Genomic DNA, 24,063 nt, shown 5'->3' with positions numbered 1-24,063 from the left:
ACTTTAAGAGATTTATGTGTACACCGTAGTTCTTATCTGCTATGACTTGCCTTGGGATGATGACAATGAATATGCTGTCTGCGAATCTGAGAAATTTAAATCGTCATCATCCTGATCGATAGGACGAGGTTGTTGACGCCGCATAATGCTGTATACAACAGGTACAAAGATGAGAGTAGCAACTGTTGCAGCTGACAAGCCACCAATTACAGCGCGACCCAAGGGTGCATTCTGTTCGCCACCTTCACCAAGACCAAGAGACATTGGCACCATGCCGATAAGCATGGCTAAGGCAGTCATCAACACCGGACGTAACCTTGTATAGCCTGCCGCGAGAGCTGCTTTATAAGCATTTTCCCCTTCCTGACGCTGGTCATTAGCAAAAGTGATCATTAAAATACTGTTGGATGTCGCTACACCGATACTCATAATTGCACCCATTAACGAAGGAACGCTGAAAGTGGTGCGGGTGACAAACAGCATCCAAACGATCCCTGCTAAAGCACTTGGCAGCGCCATCATAATAATCAGGGGATCGAGCCAAGATTGGAAGTTCACCACCATTAAGCAGTAAACCAGTACAATTGCAAACACAAGTCCTAAACCAAGTCCCAGAAAGGAAGAGTTCATCGTTTGCACTTGCCCACGAACATTAATCTGACTTCCCTTAGGCAATTTTTTCTGATAATCAGCGATGATTCGATTTACATCATTGGCAACTCCCCCAAGGTCGCGACCAGAGGAGTTAGCGTAGATATCGAAAACTGGCTGAATGTTGTAGTGATTCACAACCTGCATCACTGTGTCGCGTTTTACACTAGCTAAATTACCTAAAAGTTGGGGTGCAGTTTGACCGTTACCAACTGGCGTATTTTTCAGGCTGTCAATAGAGTCAAGTTTGTACTGGGGAACTTGTACAGCAAGGGTGTAACTCACGCCTTTTTTGGGATCTAGCCACTGGTTGATTGCAGCTTGACCGCTTGAACTTAAGGAAGTGAGGACGCTATTGGCAACATCACGCTGGGTCATACCCAGTTGTTGAGCTTCGGTGCGATCTACATCAAGACGTAATTTGGGAGCATCGACAACTTGCTGAAGATGTACATCTACAGCCCCAGGAATGCGCGTCATTCGAGCGGCGATTTGTTGGGCAATTTCAAAGTTGCCCTTTGAGTTTTTCAGAGGGCCAGATATTTGCACGTCAACAGCAGCAGGCAAACCGAAATTGAGAATTTGAGTTACAATATCAGCCGGCTCAAAAAAGAAAGTGTAGCTGGGAAATGTTGCTTTCAATTTCTGGCGGAGTTCCTTGACGTAAGAAAAAGTTGCACCAGATTCTTTTAGGGACACAAGAATATCAGCATCAGCCGAGCCAATTGTGGCACCGTTGTAGCCATAAGTAAGGTTAATGCCACTGGTGGGTAAGCCGATGTTATCCAGAATCAGAGAGAGATTCTCTTTGGGTACAGTCTGGCGGATAACGCCTTCAACTTGGCTGACAATTTTTTCTGTCTCTTCCAAACGAGTACCAGGTAAGGCTCGAACATGAAGGCTAAACTGACCACCATCGACTTCAGGGAAAAAGTCTTGACCGACGAACGGCAATAAAACTCCTGCACTGACGATAAAAGCACCAAATAACACAAAGACTATGCGGCGGTGATTTAATGCTGAGGTCAGGACATTGTAGTACCAACTGCGAAGTTTCTCAAATTGTCGATTAAACTTTTCGTGTAGCCGCCATATCCAATCTTTCTTCACAGATTTGGCAGTTTTCGTTGTTGCCTCTTCTGTTTGGTGGTGGTTGTCGTGACCATTATTGTTTTGGACTGGCGAATTTAGATGATGGTTGTCGCGATTATCATGGATTTCGACTAGTGAAGAATGGCTGTGGTGATTGTCGCGACCATTATTGTTTTGAACTGGTGAATCTAGATGATGGTTGTCGCGACCATTATTGTTTTGAACTGGCGAATCAGTATGATGGTTGTCATTATGACCATTATGATCCTCGCTTTCTCTATGCCAGTCTACTTCGGCTGGTAAAAGATAGCTTGCCATTGTCGGTACTACAGTCCGAGATAGCACATAGGAAGCAAGCATCCCAAATACTACCGCCATTGCGAGGGGGACAAATAGGTACTTTGCCACTCCACTGAGAAACACAACCGGCACAAAGACAATACAAATACATAATGTTGCTACAAGTGCTGGAGTGGCGATTTGCTGCGCCCCATCTAAAATTGCTCGCTTGATGGGTTTACCTTGTCCGAGATTTCGGTGGATATTTTCAATTTCTACTGTGGCATCATCTACAAGAATACCAACAGCTAAGGATAAACCACCTAAGGTCATGATGTTGAAAGTTTGTCCCAAACGACTCATCACAATAATTGAAACTAGCATCGAAAGAGGAATCGATACGGCTACAATTACCGTGCTGCGCCAACTTCCCAAAAAAATCAAAATCATCACCGCAGTCAGACAGGCTGCAATCAATCCTTCTTTGAGAACGCCTTCAATCGAAGCTTTCACAAATATAGATTGATCGAACAAAAACGCTAAATTCAGTTCTGCGGGCAAGGTGGATTGAATGCGAGGCAAAGCTTTTTTTACCCGATCGATCACATCAATCGTCGAGGCATTGCCACTCTTCAGGATACTAAGTAAGCTTGATCGTCTGCCATTCTGACGTACTATGTTTGATTGCACGCCAAAGCCATCTCTAACCTGGGCGACATCACGAATAGAAATGACAGTACCATTAACTTGCTTAATTGGCAAGTAGTTGAGGGCTGCCACCACATCTGGACTATTGTTGATTTGGACGGCGAAGTTGCGATCGCCTATCTTCATATCGCCTGCGGGCAAAACCAAGTTTTGGGCACTGACAGCATTAGTCACGTCTTGGGCAGAAACGCCATTAGCCAACATCGCTTGGGGATCGATATCAACCATAATTTGCCGAGGTTTACCACCATAGGGCAGAGGTATACTCGCTCCTTGCACTGTTGCTAATTGGGTGCGGACGAAGTTGGTAGCATAGTCGAAAAGTGCTTCTTCCGGCAAGGTTTTGCTACTGACACTCATCTGGATAATCGGCACCGAAGAAGCGTTGTATTGAATGATGAATGGCGGTGTGATCCCCGGTGGTAAAGGGCGGAGAATTGTTTGGCTGACAGAGGTAATTTGAGCAACTGCTGAGGCGATATTGGCGTTGGGTTGGAAGAAAACCTTGACAACGCTAACACCGCTCAAAGATTGAGACTCAATGTGTTCGATGTCACCAACGGTTGTTGTCATAGCGCGTTCGCTAATGGTGACGATTCGCTGTGCCATTTCCTCTGATGTGGTACCAGTGTAAGTCCAAACTACGCTGACAACTGGAATGTTAATTGCCGGAAAAATGTCAACTGGTGTACCAAATATCGTGACTGCACCCAGGATCGCAATCATCAAAGCGGCGATCGCGAATGTATACGGAAGACGTAAAGCAATTTTGACGATCCACATAGTTAGTTAGGATACTTCAAAAGTTTTTTGTGTTTAAGCAGTTTTACTCAGCACTCAGCACTCATGACTGAGGTTGGCGTTTGAGCTAATTGAAGTTGTTCTATTTGGAGTTGCTCAACTAGCCACTCAATTTCTGATTTGATCACTTCAACTGCGCGCCTTTGCACTTTCGCTTGATATAAATCATCAATAACTTCAAGTGCTTTTTTCTCCGCAAGGCGTAACTGACATAACATCAATCGATGTTCAATTAACTGGACTCGTTCTTCGGGTAATAAATGACTAAAGAAAAAAAATTTGATAAAGAATCGCGATCGCGCATTAACCCAGCTTTCATGAGGAAATGCCAGCATCTCTTGATACCAAGTGGTTTTGCCGAGGGGTGTAATTTCATATACTTTTCCACACTGCCCACTTTCTTCTCCTTGTTCTGCACATAGGATCGCTTCACCTTGTTCTTCCATGCGCTTCAGAAGAGGATAGATCGCGCCATAGTTGACACAAATACTGCAACTCATAAACATCTCTAGTTGCTGTTTAAGCCGATAACCATTTAATGGCTCTCGCTGTAATAAACCTAACACTGCCAACTTCAGCATCTTGATATATCAATTTGATATGTCGATCAACAATATCAAATTGAGCCTTTTTAGCCAAGTACTTAAGGTTCAATTGTCAGAATTTTCTGTGAGATCGCAGGATGCTTGGTGAAGGTGAAGCCGTATAAGTTACCTCAAAAGTGAGGAAGCCGGATTTCTAGTATCTTATGGTGTTTAAATTATTTTCTTTACAGTTTACCTTGACCTAAGTAACCAAGTTACTTTATAGTGAGTTTAACAGTAGAAACCACGGTGACTTAGTAAGGTTACGGGTGAATTAAAAAAACTTAGTGAGCAAAAGATAAAGCCAAAGGCTGGAATTGCAAATTCTGAAAAAGGTAATTTGTATACAAATTACCTGTAGGAATTTCAAGGGTTCAATGTGCGTAGTATGCCTTCTATGCGATTACGCGCATTGAGCGCCTAATTTTTGATATCCAGATTGCTCTGGGAATTCATCAAAGAGCTTAATTTTTCATAATCTGCAAATATCAAGACCATCTTTTTTGGTATTCCTACTCCTGAATGGAGTGGGACTGTTGTGTACCTTGCCTTGGTGGGAGCAAAGCTGTGGAAATTCACTGTTTCTTTAGTGTGGTCGGGGGAGCGCGAACTGCTGCCTAGATTCAACTTTCAAAACAGGAAAAAACTATGAACCCCAGTCTAAAAGATAACGATAATCTGTTGTTCAAGTGGTTTTGTATAGGACTCAAATATTTTCTGCTGGCGCTGCTGGGGCTGGGAATAGCCTTTGTTGTGTCTCACACTTTTGGGGCAAATGCGATAGTTGGGATGCTTTTATCTGCAAGTCTACGGTCATGGATTGCGAAGATAGCGATTTTCCTAGTCTGTCTATTTGCGATCGCCATGATCTATGAGTCTTGGGGTTAAGACTAACACTCATACTGACCATTTTCATTTGGAGATTATATCATGCCCAACAACAACGGCTCTGAATTAGAAACACTTTCGCCACTTTTAGTCATTTTAAGTGGCAGGGTCAATTTCTTTGGCAATTGTCAACAAAGCTAATCACCCGGCATATTTTGACATAGTTAAAATAGCTATGGCCTACAGCTTTGGCTCAATCAAGTCCCAAGGAAAAAGTAAACATTCTAATCGCCAGGATGAGGAATCTCGAGACGAGTTGAAATAGTAGACGTAAAAACTATCTGTGAAGACAATAAAAAATAACTGTTTTTACAGATAGTCTGCCAAATGGGAGTTGCAGATTCTAATTTACTTCTAAAATAGAAGAATGCTGTCAACTTCCACTCAACTACTGCGACTGTCTCAAGGACAACTTAACTTACTAGAAGCTTGTCCGCGTAAATTTCAACATACTTACCTCGAAAAACTCAATTCTCCTTCAAATCCAGAACAAGAAGAACGGCTAACTTTGGGTAGTCGTTTTCACTTGCTAATGCAACAGCGAGAAATGGGTTTGCCAATTGATAGTTTCCTGGAAGCAGATGCTCAACTGCAAAGCTGGATGTTGGGTTTTGCCGATGCAGCCCCAGAAATTTTAACGGCCGCATCTGATAATCAAACTTTCCGTGAAAGCGAACACTACCGCACTCTGCAAGTTCAAGACTATTTGCTGACGGTTGTCTATGATTTATTGATTGCAGATAACCAACAAGCACAAATTCTCGATTGGAAAACATATCCTAAACCACCCAATAAACGCAAGTTAGAATCCAACTGGCAAACACGGCTTTATCTGTATGTATTGGCAGAAACTAGCGACTATTTGCCAGAAAAGATTTCTATGACTTATTGGTTTGTCCAATCTGAAGGCAAACCGCAAAATATTAAATTTAATTACAATCCTGCTCAACACGCACAAACAGGAAAAAAACTTAATCAACTATTAAGTCAGTTAACTAACTGGTTGGAAAATTACCAAAATAACCAGCAGTTTCCTCAAGTGGTGGAGGGTAGTAAAAATTGTGATTATTGTCAGTTTGCCAAACGGTGCGATCGCACACAAGCAACTGAAGAAGCAGTCAAAGACTCATTGCCAAATTTTGACAGTATTCAGGAAGTCTCACTTTGATATTCAATGAATATCGATTATTGTAAGTAACAATTTACGTACAACTTTTATTATGTAATAAATATTACAATCTTTTTTTATACAAATTTATGTATATGCATTTACTTTGCCAATATCTTGTATATTACAATAATACAGTTAATTTATATGTATAGCTGAAAAGTTGCCATTAATTAACAAATACAACCAATATAAATTTGTAGCAATTTACAAAAAAACATAATATCTATACAAGTATGCTAGATAGTTCTATCGGATTCTTTGAGAAGCTTCTAGGAGGAGTAATTTTAGCACCAGTCAAAGATAAGATTGGTAATTTTCTCAATCAGAGAAATGTAGAACGTAAGATAGGCGAGTGTGCTGATGTAGCAGGACAACTACTAAATAATTATTTTGAAAGTGAAAAGCTAAGTGAAAGTCGAGTAGAGTTAATTATTTACGAAGTCCAAGAAGCAATCAATGTATCACAAATAAATGCGGAACTACTTGCATCAGCATCGCTGAAACCAGAAAAAGTTGTTGACCAGATTTTGGAGAGATATCCTGTTCCTCAGTCCATTAGAGAAGAGAAATTAGAGTATCTATTTGGAATAGCTCTCCAAGTATCAGCAGAAAGACTCTGTGAAGTTGCATTGAGTTTTGCTGATTGGGAAAAAGAAGGTTGGAAAAAAAACTTTGAGGGAATCGACAAGATTTTAGGTAAATTAAATGAAATTATTGATAAAATTGGAAGTGGTGGAGAAGGTTATGATGAAAAGTTTGAGAATCTATATTACAGATCATATCTACTGCGAAAACTTGCTAGGATAGACGCTTCTACCTTACGGGCATCTTCTAGTGTTTCTCTAGATTTAACGACTGTTTTTGTCCAACCTGATGTTATTAGTATAAGCAAATTATTCCAGGAGCAAGAAACTGAAACTCAACAAATTGAGTGTTTAATTTCGCTTGAAGATGAAAGACAGAATTTCATATCCCGTGGAGAAAGTGAAGAGAAGAGAGTGCCAGCAGAAACATTTATCCCGGAACACAAAAAATGTGCAATTGTAGGTTTGCCAGGGAGTGGAAAAACGACTCTATTACAACATCTTCTTTTGGTTGCTTCGAACCGTGACATTTTATTTGGTGAAACGAAGGGTGTAGTACCTGTTCTTGTGAAAATCCGAGAGTTAGATTTCAAGAACTTACCAGGAGCAGATAAGTTACTACAAGCTGCTGAGGGGAATCAAGTATTATCTGATAAGTGTCCTGGCTTTTTGCAACGTCAGTTAGATGCAGGTAGAGTTCTGCTTTTAATTGATGGGCTTGATGAAGTCATACTAGAAAAGCGTCAAGCAGTAATCGCATGGATAACTGCTTTTGTGGAAATGTATCCGAATTCGAGATATGTCATTTCTTCAAGACCTGCTGGCTATCAATCAGAAGAATTTCAAAAGCTAGGTTTCACCGAAGTGACACTCTGCAACTTCACCTCAGACCAAATTCGTAAATATGTTCAACGTTGGACAACAGCTATTGAACTAGCTGAAAGTAAATCTCCAGAGGAAATTGAGCAAGCAAGTACTGAAAGTGCTGACGCACTTGTTGAAAGCGCTCAAAGCAACCCTTATGTCCGACGAATTGCTGCAAACCCTCTAATGCTATCCACACTTTGCTTAGTACAAAAGTATGAAGGTGGCAAATTACCTAATCGCCGAGTAGTTTTGTACCAAAGGTGCGTTGAAGGCTTACTATTTCATTGGGATCAAAAACGAGGACTTCCAGAAGCTATCTAGGATTGCCACTTCCTCGCAAGATGTTACTGCTGCGTCGGTTAGCTATTGAAATGCAAGTTGAAGGTGTAGCTGAAATTGCAGAAAGTAAGATTGAGCAGTCTTTTTTTAATTCCCTTGATGAAGTTGGCGAAAAAGCTGATGTAAAGCAGATATTAGCAAATATTCGAGATAGAAGCGGATTGTTAGTAGAACGCAGACCAGGTATTTATGGCTTTTGTCACTTAACATTCCAAGAATATCTAGCTGCACTTTCGATTAAGGAAGGAGACTATAAAGAAGAGGCTAAAAATTATGATCGCCTTTTTCTCTTTTCTCAGTGGTCACATCCTCAATGGTCAGAGGTTATGGCTCTTTATGCAGGAATTGCTTCAAAAGATTCTGTAGAAAATATTTTAAAAGCACTGATTCAAACTAAGAATCCACAAGCAGTGATATTAGCAGGCAATTGTTTAGCTGCTGCTGAAAATCCTGGATTAGTAATTCAGAAAGAAGTTATCAATAAGCTTTTATCACTACCAGAAGAAATAAGATTAAGAAAAGCTGAACCAATATTGATCACAATAAATAATATTCTTAATACTCTCGATAAAAAAATTGTAATAGCTCAGGCATTAGCAGCACTGACTAATTTGAAAGTTGTTCACTCGGTCTTATTCTTAAATAGTGAGAAAGATAGTAGTTGTATAGAGAGTTTATTCAAAGCAGGAAAACGGATACTAACAAAAGAGCAAAAACCAGCTAAATGGGATTACTTTGTATGTTTAATTTTATTAAGAATAAAACACCATGATGCAGCCGATGCTCTTGCTAAACTTGCAGATATAGCAATACAACAGTCTTGTTTAGATAGCCGTTTAGATGTTTTATGTGGCTTTTGGGACAGTAGCTTTTGGGACATCCGTTTTTGGAGAGCCTTTGAGCTAGAAAGAACAAACCTTCCTGGAATTCTCAAATTTTTCAATGAAGAATCGGCATCAGAAACTCATCTCAATTTATGTAAGTTTATTGCTGTAGTAACCTCAGAAAGATTTTTTAGTAGACTAGAGAAACAAGAAAAAGTTAAAAATGTATTTTTCGATTTTACAAGTTTGTTGCATACAAGTGATCTACCGTTCAAAATTCTGATTGAAAGAGTTGAATATTTAGGACAACACGGTGATAAAAGACTGAAGGAATACGCAGAATATTCAAGTACAAACTTGCTTTGGTGTATATCACAGATAGAAAAACTTAAGCTATCTTCCGAGCAAAAAACTGATCAAGAAGAACGGACACAATAGTGAAGCTTTACCTTAAATTAATACTATTCATTTTTTAGTTTTGCACTTTCTCAAGTCAGTCATACATAAAAAGTTGATAGATAAAATAAGTTTTTATAAACTGAGCTTGTATAGTGGATTGCATCTGAATTAAATACACGGATGGGGTAGCACAAATGTGCTATCCTACAATAATTTCTATTCTACCCAGTCGAAAATTGCTATATCGATATCGTTAAAATTAAAGAAATATCTATATTAAACAATCACAACTTCTAAATTTATGTCAAGTTTTGATGAAACAGAAGCAATTTATGTGCGGGAATTAGGAATTGATGACATTGCTCCCGTTTACCACTTGGGAGAAGGTTTGTTTACCAGCGATTTATATCCTTATTTATACCGCACTTGGGACGAATGGGAGGTGATTGGACTTTACAACACCGATCCAGAATACTGTCTTGTGGCTGAAACAGATGGAGAATTAGCAGGATTCATTTTAGGAACCATCATCACCAAAGCATCGTGGACTTATGGATATATTTTATGGCTGGGAGTTAGCCCGAAGTATCAGCGTCGGGGAGTTGCAGACAAGTTGGTTGATAAAGTCGTCGCTCGGATGATTGAAGATGGAGCGCGGTTTATGCTGGTAGACACTGACCCCACCAATACTTCAGCATTAAAGTTTTTTAACCGCAAAGGTTTTGGCAATATCCGCCAGCATATTTTCTTGTCGATGAATTTAAGCAAGCATGAATATTATGGCAGATTAATTGATTACGAACACCAAAAAGCTGAAAGAGCAGGTTATAGGCGATCGCGTCCGGCAATTCGTGCCCGTAAGCCTGATAGTGTTGCTAATGAAGTCGTCCTTAATCCTCTAGTGAGTGAATCTCAAATAACTGAGGAGCAATCTCCAATCTAACAAAAGTTAGGAGTAGCTCTTTCAAAGTGGGTAAAATTTTTGGACAATAATTCCTCTTTTTCCCGTGTTCTCTGCGTCTGTGTGGTTCAATAAATTACTTTTAAATCAGTAGACGCACAGAAAACGCAGAGAGAAAAGCATGATGGCGATTGTTAATTTTGAATTTAGAGCAAAGTGGCGTGACTTATGTCTATAGAATTTGGGCGGGAAATTTGCGGCAATCTTGATATTGCAGAATCGCGGGAGTGGTTAGTTACTAACGGTATTGGTGGTTACGCCTCTGGGACTGTGGCTGGTTTATTGACCCGCCGCTATCATGGACTATTGGTAGCAGCATTGAAACCACCTCTGGGTCGTACCTTACTGCTGGCAAAACTAGATGAAACTGTCCTGTATGATACCCGCTCTTATTCTCTAGACACAAATCGTTGGGCAGATGGGATTGTCAGTCCCCACGGTTATCAACATATTGAACGTTTTTCTCTGGAAGGTACAATTCCTGTATGGCGTTTTGCTGTTGCTGATGCCTTATTAGAAAAACGGGTGTGGATGCAACAAGGCGCGAACACAACTTATGTCCAATATACTTTGCGTCGTGCCACTCAACCGCTAAAATTGACGCTCAAAGCAATAGTCAACTACCGCGATTATCACAGCGACACTCAAAGTAATGGTTGGCAGATGTCTGTAGAAGAGGTAGAACAAGGAATTTGTGTAACTGCTTATCCGAGTGCTGTACCACTGTATCTAGTGAGTGATTCACCTAAAGGCGATCGCAGCATTTCACGCACTAGTACATCTGTTGTCCACAATTGGTATCATGGCTTTGACTTGGCAGTTGAACGCTATCGGGGATTGAGAGATAAAGAAGACCACCTCCACGCCGCCACCTTTGAAGTTACACTGAATCCTGGGGAAGCGATGTCTACGACGGGCTACGCCTACGCGTTTGTAGCCAGCACAGAAAAACAACCAAATCTCAATGGTGAAGCGGCATTAAAGTTACGTCGCACTCAAGAGCAGAAGTTAACAGGATTTTGGAAAACTAGTCGACCTCTCAAGACTAAGGAATCACCTAGCTGGATCAACCACCTAGTACTAGCTGCTGACCAGTTTATTGTCGATCGCTCATTGCCAGAAGACCCGCAGGGTAAAACTATCATCGCTGGTTATCACTGGTTTAGCGACTGGGGACGCGACACCATGATTAGTTTACCTGGTTTGACAATTTCCACTGGTCGCCCAGAGGTAGCACGCTCAATTCTTCGCACCTTTGCCAGATATGTAGACCAGGGAATGTTACCTAATCGCTTTCCCGATGCAGGTGAGCAACCAGAATATAATACTGTCGATGCCACTCTCTGGTACTTTGAAGCAGTCCGCGCCTACTACAGCGCTACGGACGATGATACTTTGCTTGGTGAACTTTTTCCCATACTTGCAGACATCATTAATTGGCACTGTCGCGGTACACGCTACAACATCCACCTCGATGCCGCCGATGGCTTACTTTATGCAGGCATTGCTGGTGTACAACTCACCTGGATGGATGCCAAAGTTGACGATTGGGTAGTTACGCCCCGAATTGGCAAACCGATTGAAGTTAATGCCCTCTGGTATAATGCTTTACGGACAATGGCAAAGTTTGCTCGTCACCTTGGTAAACCACACCAAGAGTATGAAGCAATGGCAGACCGGGCAAAGTATAGATTTTCTCGCTTCTGGAATGACGAGACGGGTTATTGCTATGACGTTTTAGACAGTCCTGATGGTGATGATGCGTTGTTGCGACCTAACCAAATATTCGCTGTGTCATTACCAGAAAGTCCGCTCACACCTGCCCAGCAAAGGAGTGTGGTGGAAGCTTGTGGGCGAATGCTGCTAACTTCTCATGGGTTGCGATCGCTTGCTCCCAATCATCCCCAGTATCAGGGTAAATACGGTGGCAATCAGTATCAACGTGATGGTGCTTACCACCAGGGGACAGTTTGGGGTTGGTTGTTGGGGCCGTTCGTCTTAGCACACTTGCGCGTCTACAAAAATCCTGAGCAGGCTCGTCAATTTTTGGAACCAATGGCTAATCACCTCAACACGCACGGTGTTGGTAGTCTCAGCGAAATTTTTGATGGTGATGCTCCGATGACTCCACGGGGATGTATTGCGCAAGCGTGGACAGTAGCAGAGGTTTTGCGTGCTTGGTTGGCGACAACGAGTTGATACGGCGAATCTCCTGTTTATCCGAATCGTATTGGGAGATTGTCTACAAAGTCGATTTTGTCAAGAATTTTTAAGAAATTAACATCCTTCAGAAAAGGAAAGACGTAATGCTGAAGTAATCTTCAAAAGTTTATAGACACGCCCTAGTGTTAGTGTTAGGAGGAAATTATGCCGTCAGGAATGATGATCGAAGGCAAATGGACAACCGATGGGAATAAATCAGATCCCAGCGGTAAGTTCAATGAAACGCCGACAACGTTTCGCGATTGCATAACCGCCGATGGTTCTAGTGGGTTTAAGGCAGAAGCAGGACGCTATCACCTCTATGTTTCCTTGGCGTGTCCGTGGGCGCATCGCACCTTAATTATGCGAGAAATCAAAGGTTTGAATGATGTAATCTCAGTCTCTATCGTCGATCCGATTATGAGCGACAAGGGATGGATGTTTACTGAAGCACCGGGAGCTATTCCTGACTGGGTGAATCACACTCAATATTTGCAAGAGATTTATCTGAAAGCCGATCCCAAATACACAGGACGAGTCACTGTTCCGGTGTTGTGGGATAAGCAAACTCAAACGATCGTCAATAACGAATCTCGCGAAATCATGCGGATGTTTGATGTAGAGTTTGGGGAATTGGCAACACAAAAAATAGACTTATACCCACACGACCTACAGCATAAGATTGATGAAACGATCGATGCAATCTATTTGCCAATCAATGCTGGTGTATATCGCGCTGGTTTTGCGACTTCGCAAGCAGCCTACGAAGATGCGGTAACTGAACTCTTCAAGAGTTTAGATCGATGGGAAGCCATTCTGAACGAGCAGCGGTATTTATGCGGCAATCAACTCACCGAAGCCGATATTTGTATGTTTACAACTCTGTATCGCTTCGACTCAGTGTATTACGGTCACTTTAAGTGCAATTTGCGGCGAATTATCGACTATCCAAATCTCTGGAATTATCTACTAGACCTATATCAGCGTCCTGAGTTCAAAGCGACTTGCAATCTAGACTATACTAAGCGCGGCTATCACATGAGTATGACTGATATTAATCCAAATCGAATTGTGCCGAAGGGGCCGATTATTGATTTTGACCAACGGCACGATCGCCAGCGCTTCACTAAGGTGTAGCTTAACGTACCCCTACTCTTAAGCAAGCTACGCGCAGCGTCTCGTAGAGAAGTTACCGCTGCCTATTCATAGAAAAGAAATTGCACAATCCAACTGGAGTAACACCATGAATCTTGTATCAGGTATCCACCATGTTGCAGTGGTGACAGCAGATATCGACCGGTTTATCGGCTTCTATACTGATGTATTCAAGATGCCAGTAATCTTTCAAGAGACGACCCCAGCCTTTCGTCACGCACTTCTGCTAGCTGGATTGCAAAGCGTGCTTCACGCAGCAGAGATGCCTAATAATATTCATAGTTCTGGATTGCCGGATATGTTTGGGCGAGGACACATCGACCACTTAGCTTTGAATGCCCCAACAGAATCAGCATTTCAGATTATCCGCCGCAAACTCATAGATCGACGAGGTGTGAGTGATGGCGCGATTGCCGACCTTGGCCCAGTACTTACAGCAATTTTCATGTATTTGAACCACACCTGTCGTAGGGGCGCAAGGCCTTGCGCCCCTACCGCGTGGATCTATTTACCTGAAAATAGCTGTAACTTGTATTTTCCGATCTTGATGGTATGCATATCGAAGTTTGCCTGATCGTTGATGCTTCATTTCAGGGTTTTCACGAAGCGCTACAAAAAGGTAAGTAGGGCAATGGATGTATAATTACAAATTTTGAAACATTTGGCTTTCTTATGCTCACCCAACAGTTTCCATCATAGATGAATATTGTGCAGAGTATAAAGACCTGTTTAAAGAAGTAAAAAATTATCAAGGATAAAGACGCGATCGCTTTAACATAACAACATCCAAATCAGATTCTCTGTCGCCTTTATGAAAATGCTTCAAATATTTACATCAGGGAATAAAGCCTTGTTGTTACTACCCCGGCTCAGAATCAATTTCGAGGATTCAAAATATTAAGGTAATTCTCAGCAGAAATTATTTTAATTACTAGTAAATGCATTTATATTATTATTAGACAATAATTCGTGGATTTGTTTTGGCAATTATTGTTTTAACTCCTGCGATCGCATTTTATATTAAGCGTTCTCTGCAACCTCTGCGCCAGCTAAATCAAATGGCTTCTGTGATTTCCGCTGAAGATTGTAGAGGCGGTTGCCATGCCGGTCGAAAAGGTCGTTTTCGCTCATATGTAACAATGCCGTAAATAACTGTTACATTGCCACCAAGCGCCAGTGTTGGCAAGGCGGTCATGAGCGACCGCGGCCAACTGATGCCGGCAGCATCAGCCGCGCAAAATGTAACACTATTACCAATAGTGTTACATCTGTCTTTTTGCGATAGTTCCGCCGGTGCTTTTAATGCCAGCTTTGACGCTGATATCTAGAGTTGCTGTTCTTGCCGGACAGAACACACACCCAAAGCAGAAAATTGGACCGAAAGGAGAAATCACCATGACCCTGACAATGACACCCACCATTACCGCCTTTGAACGGTCGCCTGATAGCGGCAAGGGACTGGCGCGTGACATGCGCGTTCGCTGGGCGCTCGAAGAAGTAGGCCAACCTTACAACGTTCGTCTTGTTTCGTTCAGTGAGATGAAGCAACCCGCACACCGTGTGCTTCATCCTTTCGGGCAAATTCCAACCTATGAGTCAGGTGATCTCGCCCTGTTCGAGTCGGGGGCGATAGTGTTCCATATCGCGGAGCGCCATACAGGGCTGTTGCCAGACGATGCGAATAGTCGAGCGCGAGCGATCACATGGATGTTTGCCGCACTTAACACGATGGAGCCGCCAATCGTTGATCGGGAAATCGCCACGTACTTAGAGCGTGATCAGGCCTGGTACGAGCAGCGCTTGCGTGTCGTCGAAGGTCGCATCCGTAACCGGCTGGGAGAACTTTCCAGTCACCTTGGAGATGCCGACTGGCTCGATGGCGCATTCAGCGCAGGCGACCTGATGATGGTGGAAGTGCTGCTCAGGTTGAAAGACTCGGGTATGCTGGACGACTATCCGAATCTCTCTACCTATGTCGCCCGTGGCGAAGCGCGGCCCGCCTTCAAGCGTGCTTTCGCCGCTCAATTAGAGCTTTTCACTGGCAAGCAACCGACTGGCTGACTAGCGCTACGTGTGACTAACACTGCATCCATCAAGTCAAATAGTGCGTCTTTGCCGTTACCCAAGAGGCTGTACACTCCACCTCGGAAAAGTTTTACGCTTATCAAATATCATAGTCAATCTGTGTATTTTTCCCTAAATCTCAGCATTGACCAAAACGTGGTCAGTTCAACAGGACTGACCGCTTTTTTTCACCATTTAGTCTAAACTCCAGTGATCCATACTCTTATCTTATAATTTTTCATGTCTATCTACTTACATGGTTATTTGCAAAGTGTCTTGCGAAGGCAGAATAACTTAACCCAAACTCAACAAGAAGCTTTATAAACTGCGGCATCAGAAGCTGAACGCACTATCCGTCTGCTACAAGATTTCCTTGATTTAGCACGTGCGGATAGCGGTTATTTATATTTTCAAATGAAATCTTATGTGCTGAATAACTTGGTTGAAGAAGTTGTAATAATCGCAAAAAAATATAGCGATCGCACAATTACAATCGAGTCAGAGATTTCTCCACTTGAAATAAAAGCAGATTATAGCCGCTTTAAACAAGTGTTATTAAATTTAATTGATAATGCCATTAAGTATTCTGATGTTGACACACCCATAATTTTTAAGTTAGATCGGCTTCAATAACGGGCGATTATTCAAGTTTGTGACAAAGGTTATGGCATTCCTTTGCTCAAGTTGGAAGAAAATAATGAAAGATGTTTGATTTATAAGTCCGTGGTGTAGGCTATGGACTACGGGAGTAATTGTAATGACTTGGTGATTTCAAGAAAAAGCAACATATTGAAGATCAAAGAAAATTATGAAGAAAAAATGGGCTGTTAAACGATTGACAGTAAATCTCACAACCGAGGAAATGAAGAAACTTGAACAATACTGTACTCTCACAGGAAGACCAGCAACAGATGTAATTCGAGAATTGCTCCGAAGTCTTGAGGTTGACAATGCTGAAAACTCTGAGATGGAAACAGCAGACTCAAAAATCACTGTTGGTAGTTGGTCAAAATCACACTAACTATCGACTCGAATATAGTGTTTCCTAATCAGAATGAGGTACAACTTAGCCTCACCCTCAACCTCTTGATAAAAAAAGGGGTTGGGGGTGAGGTTTTAATATGTACTTCATGCACCTGGGAACTTCTATATCCCGCCAAATTAAGGTCTTTACGCCTTTTGCCTTTTCTCATGTCTTAACAAGCATCGATTATGGGCATCATAATCCCAGTCCGAATACATCAGCTAGCAGCCAGAAAACTATTTGGCAGCCAGTTTTTCATTTATAAATGTAGTATCAACCGATGGTATATAGTTTTAGACCTTATCTCTTTGTTTCTCGATATAGTTTGTACACTATGTTTCTTTTGGGATGCCTACAGATTCAATTGGGAGTAATCTGTAGCGTAGGTATTTGGATATTATCAGCAGCTAAATTACAAGCAGCCCAAGCACATCAGACCTGGAAATCACCTTTAAAATTGACTGAGCAAGTCACCACAGTTAATCCTGAGTTAGCAGAGCAATACTCAAAACCACTCCCCTATCGGTTAGAGCCAACACCTATTTTGCTGGTGGCACCCGAAAACTTCAATCCTGATTTGCGATTACCGCCATCGCTACCCGAACCACCGCAGCAGAATTCTAGTCCACCATCGCTACCCGAACCACCGCAGCAGAATCCTAGTCCACCAACAACTTCCACCAAACCAAAAACGCCGGATGCAGTTTTGGAAAGTATTGATACAGACTATCACTATGAGACAGACAACTTTGGTCAAACTAATTTTTTCCTTGAGCCAACAGTTCAGTTTCGATTGAGAAATGGCAATAAAGTATTTTTCAAGACAGGTTTTAACTTATTTGAGCAACGGGGTGTTGAATCAGTAACCAATTTTCCCTTGCAAGTTGGATGGCAAGGAAAAATTGGACAAGTGACTCTACAAACAGCAGCTGGAGTCGATGTGTTCAATCGTTTACCCACAGCTATCAATCTCAATGCTAAGGTGGAGGCTCCTATTTCGCCGCCGCGAGTTTCGTCATCAGGTCGATTGCTATCGGTAGTAGTACTATCAGGTAATTTAGAACAAGGGCCTTATAAATCCAATGCTCGAACTTTAAACAATCAAATTACTGCTTGGCGATTTGGGCCTGATTTATACTGGCAGATTGACCGTGACACTAGCTTGTTTTCATCATTGCGTTTGGGTAGTTACAACGATGGTAATTCAGATGTGCAGTCTTTTAGTAGGTTAGAGCGCAAATTCGGACAATTTTCTTTGGCAGCTAACTTATTTACTTGGAGTTACGATCGCGATTTAGAACGCACAAGCGGTTATTTTTCTCCACCAGATTTTCTAGTTTACAACGGTGAGGTAGCTTGGGAGGGAGATATTACTAATTTCTTACGCTGTCGCCTCGCTGCCAATTTAGGACGGCAGCGACTTAAAGGAGAATTTGACAATGCCAATACCTATCAAACGCGTTGTACGGTAAAACTGTCGCCCAGTATAGAAGCAGACTTGGGCTATAGCTTTAGTAATGTCCGCAATCAAGAAACCGGCGGAAGTACCTACGGTGGTAATTCCTTCACAGGACAGTTGCGGGTCAAGTTTTAACAAAAAAGAATTCAGGAGCGGAGCCGGAGACGTTTCCGTTGCTCCGGTCAGAATTCAGAATGAATATAGAATCAAGCGCACTATACATTTTTGATTTTTTGATTTTCTTCAAATTATAAACTTTGACTATCAAAGTATTCTTAATTTTGACTCCTAACTCCTGGATTCAGAATTCTGAATTCTGAATTCTGAATTCTGTTTTTTAAAATCCAAAATGGTATAAGGCTGAAGAATGAAAGCACCATTACCTGATAACGAAACACAGCGAATCGAATCTCTTTTGGAGTATAAAATACTCGACACTCGGTCGGAAGTTGCCTTTGACGACCTCACCCGTTTAGCCTCATATATTTGTGGAACTCCCATTGCCTTAATCAGCTTAATTGATACTAATCGTCAGTGGTTCAAGTCAAAAGTTGGTTTGGATGCCCTAGAAACACCCCGCGATTTGGCATTCTGTGCCCATGCTATTCTGCAACCTGAAGTTTTTGTTGTGCCTGATGCCACAGAAGATGAAAGGTTTGCGACAAACCCGTTTGTTACCTCTGACCCAAATGTTCGGTTTTATGCTGGTGTCCCGCTGACGAACCCTGAAGGATATGCACTAGGAACACTTTGTGTAATTGACCATGTACCAAGAAACCTCTCTCCAGAACAACTTGAAGCATTACGAATTCTCGGTCGCCAGGTAATTAAACAACTAGAAATGCGCCGCACTTTAGCAAGTTTGGTATTGGCAAGTGATACACGCAAACAGGCGCAGAAGACACGCAAACAATTTTTTCAAAGAATAGCCGGAGGGTTTGGATTAGCATCGGCAATTTTAATTTTGATTGGCGTGATTTCTTCTCAAAACACACGTATATTGATTGATACAAATAAGCAAGTACAAAAAACCCAAGATAAAATCAATAAACTAGAAGAAGTACTGTCCGAGATGAAAGATGCTGAGACTGGACAACGCGGTTACATCCTCACTGGACAAGAAAGTTATCTAGAACCCTATCAAGCAGTAGTTAAAAACATTGATCGCAAAATTGTCGAACTGAGGGATTTAATCGCAGATCAATCTAACCAACAAAAGCAGTTCGCAACCCTTGAATCTCTGATAGCTGCAAAACTTGCCATACTCAAGAAGACTATAGACCTGCGTCAAAATCAGGGATTCGACGCAGCGTTGCAGTTAATCCAGACAAATCAGGGAAAACATCTCATGGATGATATCCGTAAGGTCATACATGAGATAGAGAGTGAGGATAAAAGGTTGCTCCAACAGCAGTCACAAGCTGCAAAAGCCAGTGCTAACACCACGCTTTTGACACTGGCTTTTGCTATTTTTCTAAGTTTTCTGATTCTGGCTATAGTCTACTATTTAATTTCTCGTGAGGTAAAAGAGCGTAAATTAACAGAGGAAACACTAAACCAAGAACGCAACTTTATCTCAGCAGTCCTTGATACAGCCAGCGCTTTGGTAATAGTTATTGACACACAAGGACAAATCGTTCGCTTCAATCAAGCTTGTGAACAAATAACTGGTTACTCATTTGATGAGGTGAAAGGAAGGCATTTCTGGAACCTGTTTTTACTTCCTGAAGAGGTAGAGCAAGTTAAGGCAGTTTTTGAGCAGTTGCGAATTGGTGAAGGGCCCAATGAGTACGAAAACTATTGGGTAGCTAAGGATGGCAGTCGGCGGCTGATTGCCTGGACTAACACTACCTTGCAAGACCATAAGGGCTACGTTGAATACATTGTTGCTACAGGTATCGATATCACCGATGTCTTCGAGGAGCTGCGCTTACGCAAACGAGCTGAACAACATCTGAAAGCTGAGTATGTTACAACCCGCGTCTTGGCAGAGTCAACTACAATCAACGAAGCCATGCCCCAAATCCTGCAAGGAATCTGCGAAAGTTTGGGATGGGATTTAAGTGAATTTTGGATGCTAGATCCGCGATCAAATCTACTGTCTTTGTTAAATTCATGGTATAAAATCTCCTTCGAGATGCAAGAATTTGACATCCTCAGTCGGCAGATTACGTTTGCACCAGGAATTGGGCTGCCTGGTCGTGTCTGGGCTAGTCTTGAACCTGTTTGGATTGCTGATGTCGCTAAAGATCAAAGTTTCATCCGCTCTCAAATCGCTGCCGAAGCAGAACTGCACGGAGCTTTCGGTTTTCCGATCCGTAGTGGTAAAAAAGTTATCGGTGTCATTACCTGCTTTAGCCATAAGATCCAGCAAGCTGACCCAGATTTGGCAAAAGTCATGAATTCGATTGGTGAGCAAGTAGGGCAGTTTATTGAGCGCAAGCAGGCAGAAGAACAACTTCAACGCCAAAACTTGCGATCGCAACTATTTACTGAAATTACCCTCAAAATTCGTCAGTCTTTGCAAATCAAAGAAATTCTCCAAATTACTGTAACCGAGGTGCAAAAAATTCTCCATAGCGACCGAGTTTTGATTTATCAGCCAAAGGCTGATGGCTCTGGAGCCACCGTGGTTGAGGCAGTAATTTCTGGCTGGCTGGCAATTAAAGATAAAAAGCTTACTGATACTTACTTTCAAGCCGAATACATCCAGCAGTACTATCTACAACAGTACCGTCAAAAACCGAATCTGGGGCTTGCTGACTTAGATATAGCTGAAGTCCAAAAAAATCATCTCGAATTACTGCAACAATTTGGAGTCCAGTGTAATTTAGTCATACCCATTCTTGTCAAAGAAGAACTTTGCGGTTTGCTGATTGTCCATCAGTGCGGCAGTTCTCGCCAATGGTCTAGCTTTGAAACTCATCTTTTACGACAAATAGCTGACCAAGTAGGTATTGCTTTAGCCCAAGCCCAAATGTTAGATGCAGAAACTCAACAGCGACGAGAACTCGAAATTGCTCGTCACCAAGCTGAATTAGCTTCTCAAACCAAAAGTGCCTTTTTGGCCAACATGAGCCATGAAATTCGGACTCCCATGAATGCTGTGTTGGGAATGACAAGCTTAATGTTAGAAACTCCCCTAAACTCCGAGCAGCGGGATTTTATGGAAACAATTCGCATTAGTGGCGATGCTCTCTTAAGCCTGATTAACGAAATTTTGGATCTGTCCAAACTAGAGGCTGGGGAAATGGCACTAGAAACTCTAGATTTTGACTTATCTACCTGTGTAGAAGAGGTGTTGGAATTATTGGCTCCCTCAGCTCATCATAAGGGATTAGAAATTGCAGGATTAATCTACAGCAACGTCCCCACCCAGCTCCAAGGCGATGCTGGCCGCTTGCGACAAATTCTCATGAACCTGATTGGCAATGCGATCAAGTTTACCAGCAAGGGAGAGGTAGTATTACGAGCAGAATTGCGTACGCTTTCCCTGACTACAGCCACTATCTATTTTGCGATTACAGATACCGGTCTTGGCATTACCCCTGAAGATCAATCCAAACTCTTTAAGCCATTTACTCAAGTAGATGCTTCCACCACCCGTAAATATGGCGGCACAGGTTTGGGATTAGCCATCTGCAAGCAACTGGTAAGCTTGATGGGAGGAGAAATGGGCGTAGAAAGTCGCTTGGGGAAAGGATCTAAGTTTTGGTTTGAAGTAACTCTCGCCAAGCAACTTGACCCTATTTCCTTAGAAGGCGAACGCGAACTTTTGCTGAATCGGCGCTTGTTAGTAGTAGATGATAATGCTACTAATCGCAAAATCATCCACCATCAAGCTACCCGTTGGGGGATGCTAGTGGATCAGGCTGCTTCGGCTACTACTGCCCTCAAAGCTATTCAGGAAGCCGCCAAGCAAAAAAATTTCTATGACATAGCTGTAATTGATATGCAGATGCCAGAAGTAGATGGTATGACTTTAGGAGAACAAATTAAGGCAAATTCAGCGATCGCTGGGCTACCCTTGATTATGCTTACCTCTACTAATCAACGCGATGAAATCCAACGAGCGCTAAAAATAGGATTTGCAGCTTATTTAGTCAAACCTATTAAGCCGTCCCGACTCCTCGATACCATCATGACTATTTTAGGAAAGCAGCTCGAAGAAGAGTCAGAAGTCAGAATTCAGGACTTAAAACTGAAAAATTATGAAAACAACCGCAACTATTATTCTCCTAGTTCGCGGTTCTCACCTCCTAACTCCCATAAATTAAGAATTCTCTTAGCTGAAGATAATTTGGTGAATCAGAAAGTTGCTTTGAAGCAACTCCAAAGTCTAGGTTATAGTGCTGATGTTGCTGGTAATGGGAAAGAAGTTTTGCAACTATTAGAAAAAATTCCCTACGATTTAATTCTGATGGATTGCCAAATGCCAGTTCTCGACGGTTTAGAAACCACAAAAGAAATTCATCGTTGGCAAGAAAGCTACTTTGCCAGTGGTTATCGTCCTGTAGTAATTGCAATGACAGCTAATGCCATGAAAGAAGACCAGCAAATGTGTCTAGATGCCGGAATGGATGACTATTTGAGCAAGCCAGTAATAAAAGAAAAATTGGCGGGAGCACTAGAGCGTTGGGGAAATGTGATATTCCAGGCAAAAGAAACAGCTGCCACAGAGCAAACAGTTTCTACAACAGATGTCGGTGCAGTTAACCTCCCAATTGATTGGGAACGCTTACACCAACTCTCGGAAAATAACCCAGAATTTGAATTGGAACTACTGCAAATATTTGTTGAGGATATTCAACCTCGTCTAGAGTTAATTAAAATAGCGATCGCAGATCATGACTTTGAGCAAATAGCGCTCCAAGGGCATCAAATTAAAGGTGCTAGTGCCAATATGGGAGTTACAACCATGCATCTGGCAGCAGAAAAACTAGAACAACTAGCGATAAACCAAGAGCGTCGAGGTTCTAGTAACTTAATCGTAGAGTTAGAAGACTTTGTTAAACGCATCGAAGAATTTTTGAACTGTAAAGATAGTAACGCCAAAAACTGAAAAAATAATATTTATTAATAAATTAACTGGAGCATTTTTTCTGAGTAAGTTATGAAAAACACTGATTTTCCATTTCTCATTACTCATTTCCTATTTTTCAGATAGAAAGCGTGAACGATTGGGAATACTAACAAAGTATATTCGGTGAGTTAGCTGCATCATAAGCTAAGAATTTTTAGCCTAAATGTCAGTTAAATGCATCACCTCTTATTCCCAATTGATTCCTGAAAAGTGAGGTTTTACTAATGAGTCAGATGAGTAGAGACGATGTACGAGAAAGACTTGGCAATATCGATCAGATCCGCGATATTATTCTTGGAACACAGCTAAGAGAGTACGAAAATCGATTTAGCAAGCTGGAGTCTGATATATCTCTCCTGCAACAACAGACGCGATTGCATGTCGAGCAACTCAAGTCCAACTTTTCGGCTGAACTAAAAGCGGGGTTTGAGTCCCTGGATAAAAAGCTGAAGTCATTTAGCCTCGCAACTCAAGAAGAAACTCTTGACTTACGGCAACAGGTTGATAGACTTAATAAAAAGTTTTCTAGCAGCGTTCAGTCGCTTGATGAAACCTTAGATAGCCAAACTACCTCGATTCGAGATGAAATATTTCAAACTAAAGTTCAATTACAAGATGATGTTACGGCATTACGCGATCTGATTTTAGAAGAAATAGAGCGACGCTTCTCGCAGTTGACAGACACTAAAGTTTCTAAAGACGATATGGCTGAAACTTTGTTTGCCTTAGGAATGCGTTTGAAAGAAACTGAATTTATTCCTAAATTGCGAGAAGCAGCCAATGAACGCAGCGACGAATATACTGCTGTACCGCTTCTAGAAACTACAAAGTTGTCAAAAGTAAGTGTTAACTCACTCTAACAGTAGAGCAGAATTACATTCGTAATTAAGTAAAGAGAGATGAAGGAGATAATGACTCCAAACTCCAA

At 41.8% G+C, this 24,063-nt stretch carries 17 protein-coding genes and 1 pseudogene; 16 read left to right on the top strand and 2 right to left on the bottom strand.

What is annotated here, in order from left to right; genetic code table 11:
• Positions 1 to 39 precede the first annotated feature (39 nt).
• On the bottom strand, positions 40 to 3,513 hold the full coding sequence (locus HWQ58_RS26630) for an efflux RND transporter permease subunit (protein ID WP_292869534.1): 3,474 nt from the start codon (positions 3,511 to 3,513) through the stop codon (positions 40 to 42).
• A gap of 47 nt (positions 3,514 to 3,560) precedes the next feature.
• Entirely contained in the window at positions 3,561 to 4,112 is a 552-nt protein-coding gene (locus HWQ58_RS26625) for a PadR family transcriptional regulator (protein ID WP_292869531.1), read from the bottom strand.
• A gap of 651 nt (positions 4,113 to 4,763) precedes the next feature.
• Here HWQ58_RS26625 and HWQ58_RS26620 point away from each other — a divergent pair.
• From HWQ58_RS26620 to HWQ58_RS26545, 16 genes and pseudogenes are all read left to right on the top strand, one after another.
• Positions 4,764 to 5,003: a hypothetical protein gene (locus HWQ58_RS26620; RefSeq protein WP_292869528.1), complete on the top strand. Its 240-nt coding sequence runs from the start codon at positions 4,764 to 4,766 to the stop codon at positions 5,001 to 5,003.
• Between the two features lie 367 nt (positions 5,004 to 5,370).
• On the top strand, positions 5,371 to 6,171 hold the full coding sequence (locus HWQ58_RS26615; protein ID WP_292869525.1) for a PD-(D/E)XK nuclease family protein: 801 nt from the start codon (positions 5,371 to 5,373) through the stop codon (positions 6,169 to 6,171).
• A gap of 236 nt (positions 6,172 to 6,407) precedes the next feature.
• Positions 6,408 to 7,946, top strand: coding sequence for an NACHT domain-containing protein (locus tag HWQ58_RS26610; protein WP_292869522.1), 1,539 nt, complete (start codon positions 6,408 to 6,410; stop codon positions 7,944 to 7,946).
• Between the two features lie 20 nt (positions 7,947 to 7,966).
• Complete coding sequence (locus tag HWQ58_RS26605; protein WP_292869519.1) at positions 7,967 to 9,226, top strand: hypothetical protein; 1,260 nt, start codon at positions 7,967 to 7,969, stop codon at positions 9,224 to 9,226.
• 262 nt (positions 9,227 to 9,488) lie between these two features.
• Positions 9,489 to 10,130, top strand: a complete 642-nt coding sequence (locus HWQ58_RS26600; protein WP_292869516.1) for a GNAT family N-acetyltransferase — start codon at positions 9,489 to 9,491, stop codon at positions 10,128 to 10,130.
• Positions 10,131 to 10,316: 186 nt separating this feature from the next.
• Entirely contained in the window at positions 10,317 to 12,347 is a 2,031-nt protein-coding gene (locus HWQ58_RS26595; RefSeq protein WP_292869513.1) for an amylo-alpha-1,6-glucosidase, read from the top strand.
• Positions 12,348 to 12,515: 168 nt separating this feature from the next.
• Positions 12,516 to 13,487, top strand: coding sequence for a glutathione S-transferase family protein (locus HWQ58_RS26590; protein ID WP_292869510.1), 972 nt, complete (start codon positions 12,516 to 12,518; stop codon positions 13,485 to 13,487).
• Between the two features lie 106 nt (positions 13,488 to 13,593).
• On the top strand, positions 13,594 to 14,079 hold the full coding sequence (locus tag HWQ58_RS26585; protein WP_292869507.1) for a VOC family protein: 486 nt from the start codon (positions 13,594 to 13,596) through the stop codon (positions 14,077 to 14,079).
• A 406-nt stretch (positions 14,080 to 14,485) separates the two neighbouring features.
• Positions 14,486 to 14,653, top strand: a complete 168-nt coding sequence (locus HWQ58_RS26580) for a hypothetical protein (protein WP_292869504.1) — start codon at positions 14,486 to 14,488, stop codon at positions 14,651 to 14,653.
• A gap of 45 nt (positions 14,654 to 14,698) precedes the next feature.
• A complete protein-coding gene (locus HWQ58_RS26575; RefSeq protein WP_292869501.1) occupies positions 14,699 to 14,833 on the top strand; it encodes a hypothetical protein in 135 nt (44 codons plus the stop codon).
• A gap of 67 nt (positions 14,834 to 14,900) precedes the next feature.
• Positions 14,901 to 15,566, top strand: a complete 666-nt coding sequence (locus HWQ58_RS26570) for a glutathione S-transferase family protein (RefSeq protein ID WP_292869497.1) — start codon at positions 14,901 to 14,903, stop codon at positions 15,564 to 15,566.
• A 258-nt stretch (positions 15,567 to 15,824) separates the two neighbouring features.
• A pseudogene (locus tag HWQ58_RS26565) lies at positions 15,825 to 16,199 on the top strand (histidine kinase dimerization/phospho-acceptor domain-containing protein); the annotation flags it as partial.
• A gap of 178 nt (positions 16,200 to 16,377) precedes the next feature.
• Positions 16,378 to 16,590, top strand: a complete 213-nt coding sequence (locus tag HWQ58_RS26560) for a CopG family transcriptional regulator (protein WP_292869494.1) — start codon at positions 16,378 to 16,380, stop codon at positions 16,588 to 16,590.
• A 337-nt stretch (positions 16,591 to 16,927) separates the two neighbouring features.
• The gene (locus tag HWQ58_RS26555) at positions 16,928 to 18,187 is read left to right on the top strand and encodes a hypothetical protein (protein WP_292869492.1); all 1,260 of its coding nucleotides are present in this window, start codon (positions 16,928 to 16,930) and stop codon (positions 18,185 to 18,187) included.
• A 232-nt stretch (positions 18,188 to 18,419) separates the two neighbouring features.
• Positions 18,420 to 23,114 (top strand): response regulator, encoded by a 4,695-nt coding sequence (locus HWQ58_RS26550; protein ID WP_292869489.1) that lies wholly within the window; start codon positions 18,420 to 18,422, stop codon positions 23,112 to 23,114.
• Between the two features lie 245 nt (positions 23,115 to 23,359).
• Positions 23,360 to 23,995 carry a hypothetical protein gene (locus tag HWQ58_RS26545; protein WP_292869486.1) on the top strand — a complete coding sequence of 212 codons (636 nt, stop codon included), beginning with the start codon at positions 23,360 to 23,362 and terminating at the stop codon, positions 23,993 to 23,995.
• Positions 23,996 to 24,063 lie beyond the last annotated feature (68 nt).

The organism is Nostoc sp. LPT, assembly GCF_017115165.1.
Classification (GTDB): Bacteria; Cyanobacteriota; Cyanobacteriia; order Cyanobacteriales; family Nostocaceae; genus Nostoc.
Note: the sequence above shows the minus strand (reverse complement) of the source record. Positions and strands in the feature narration are given on the sequence as shown.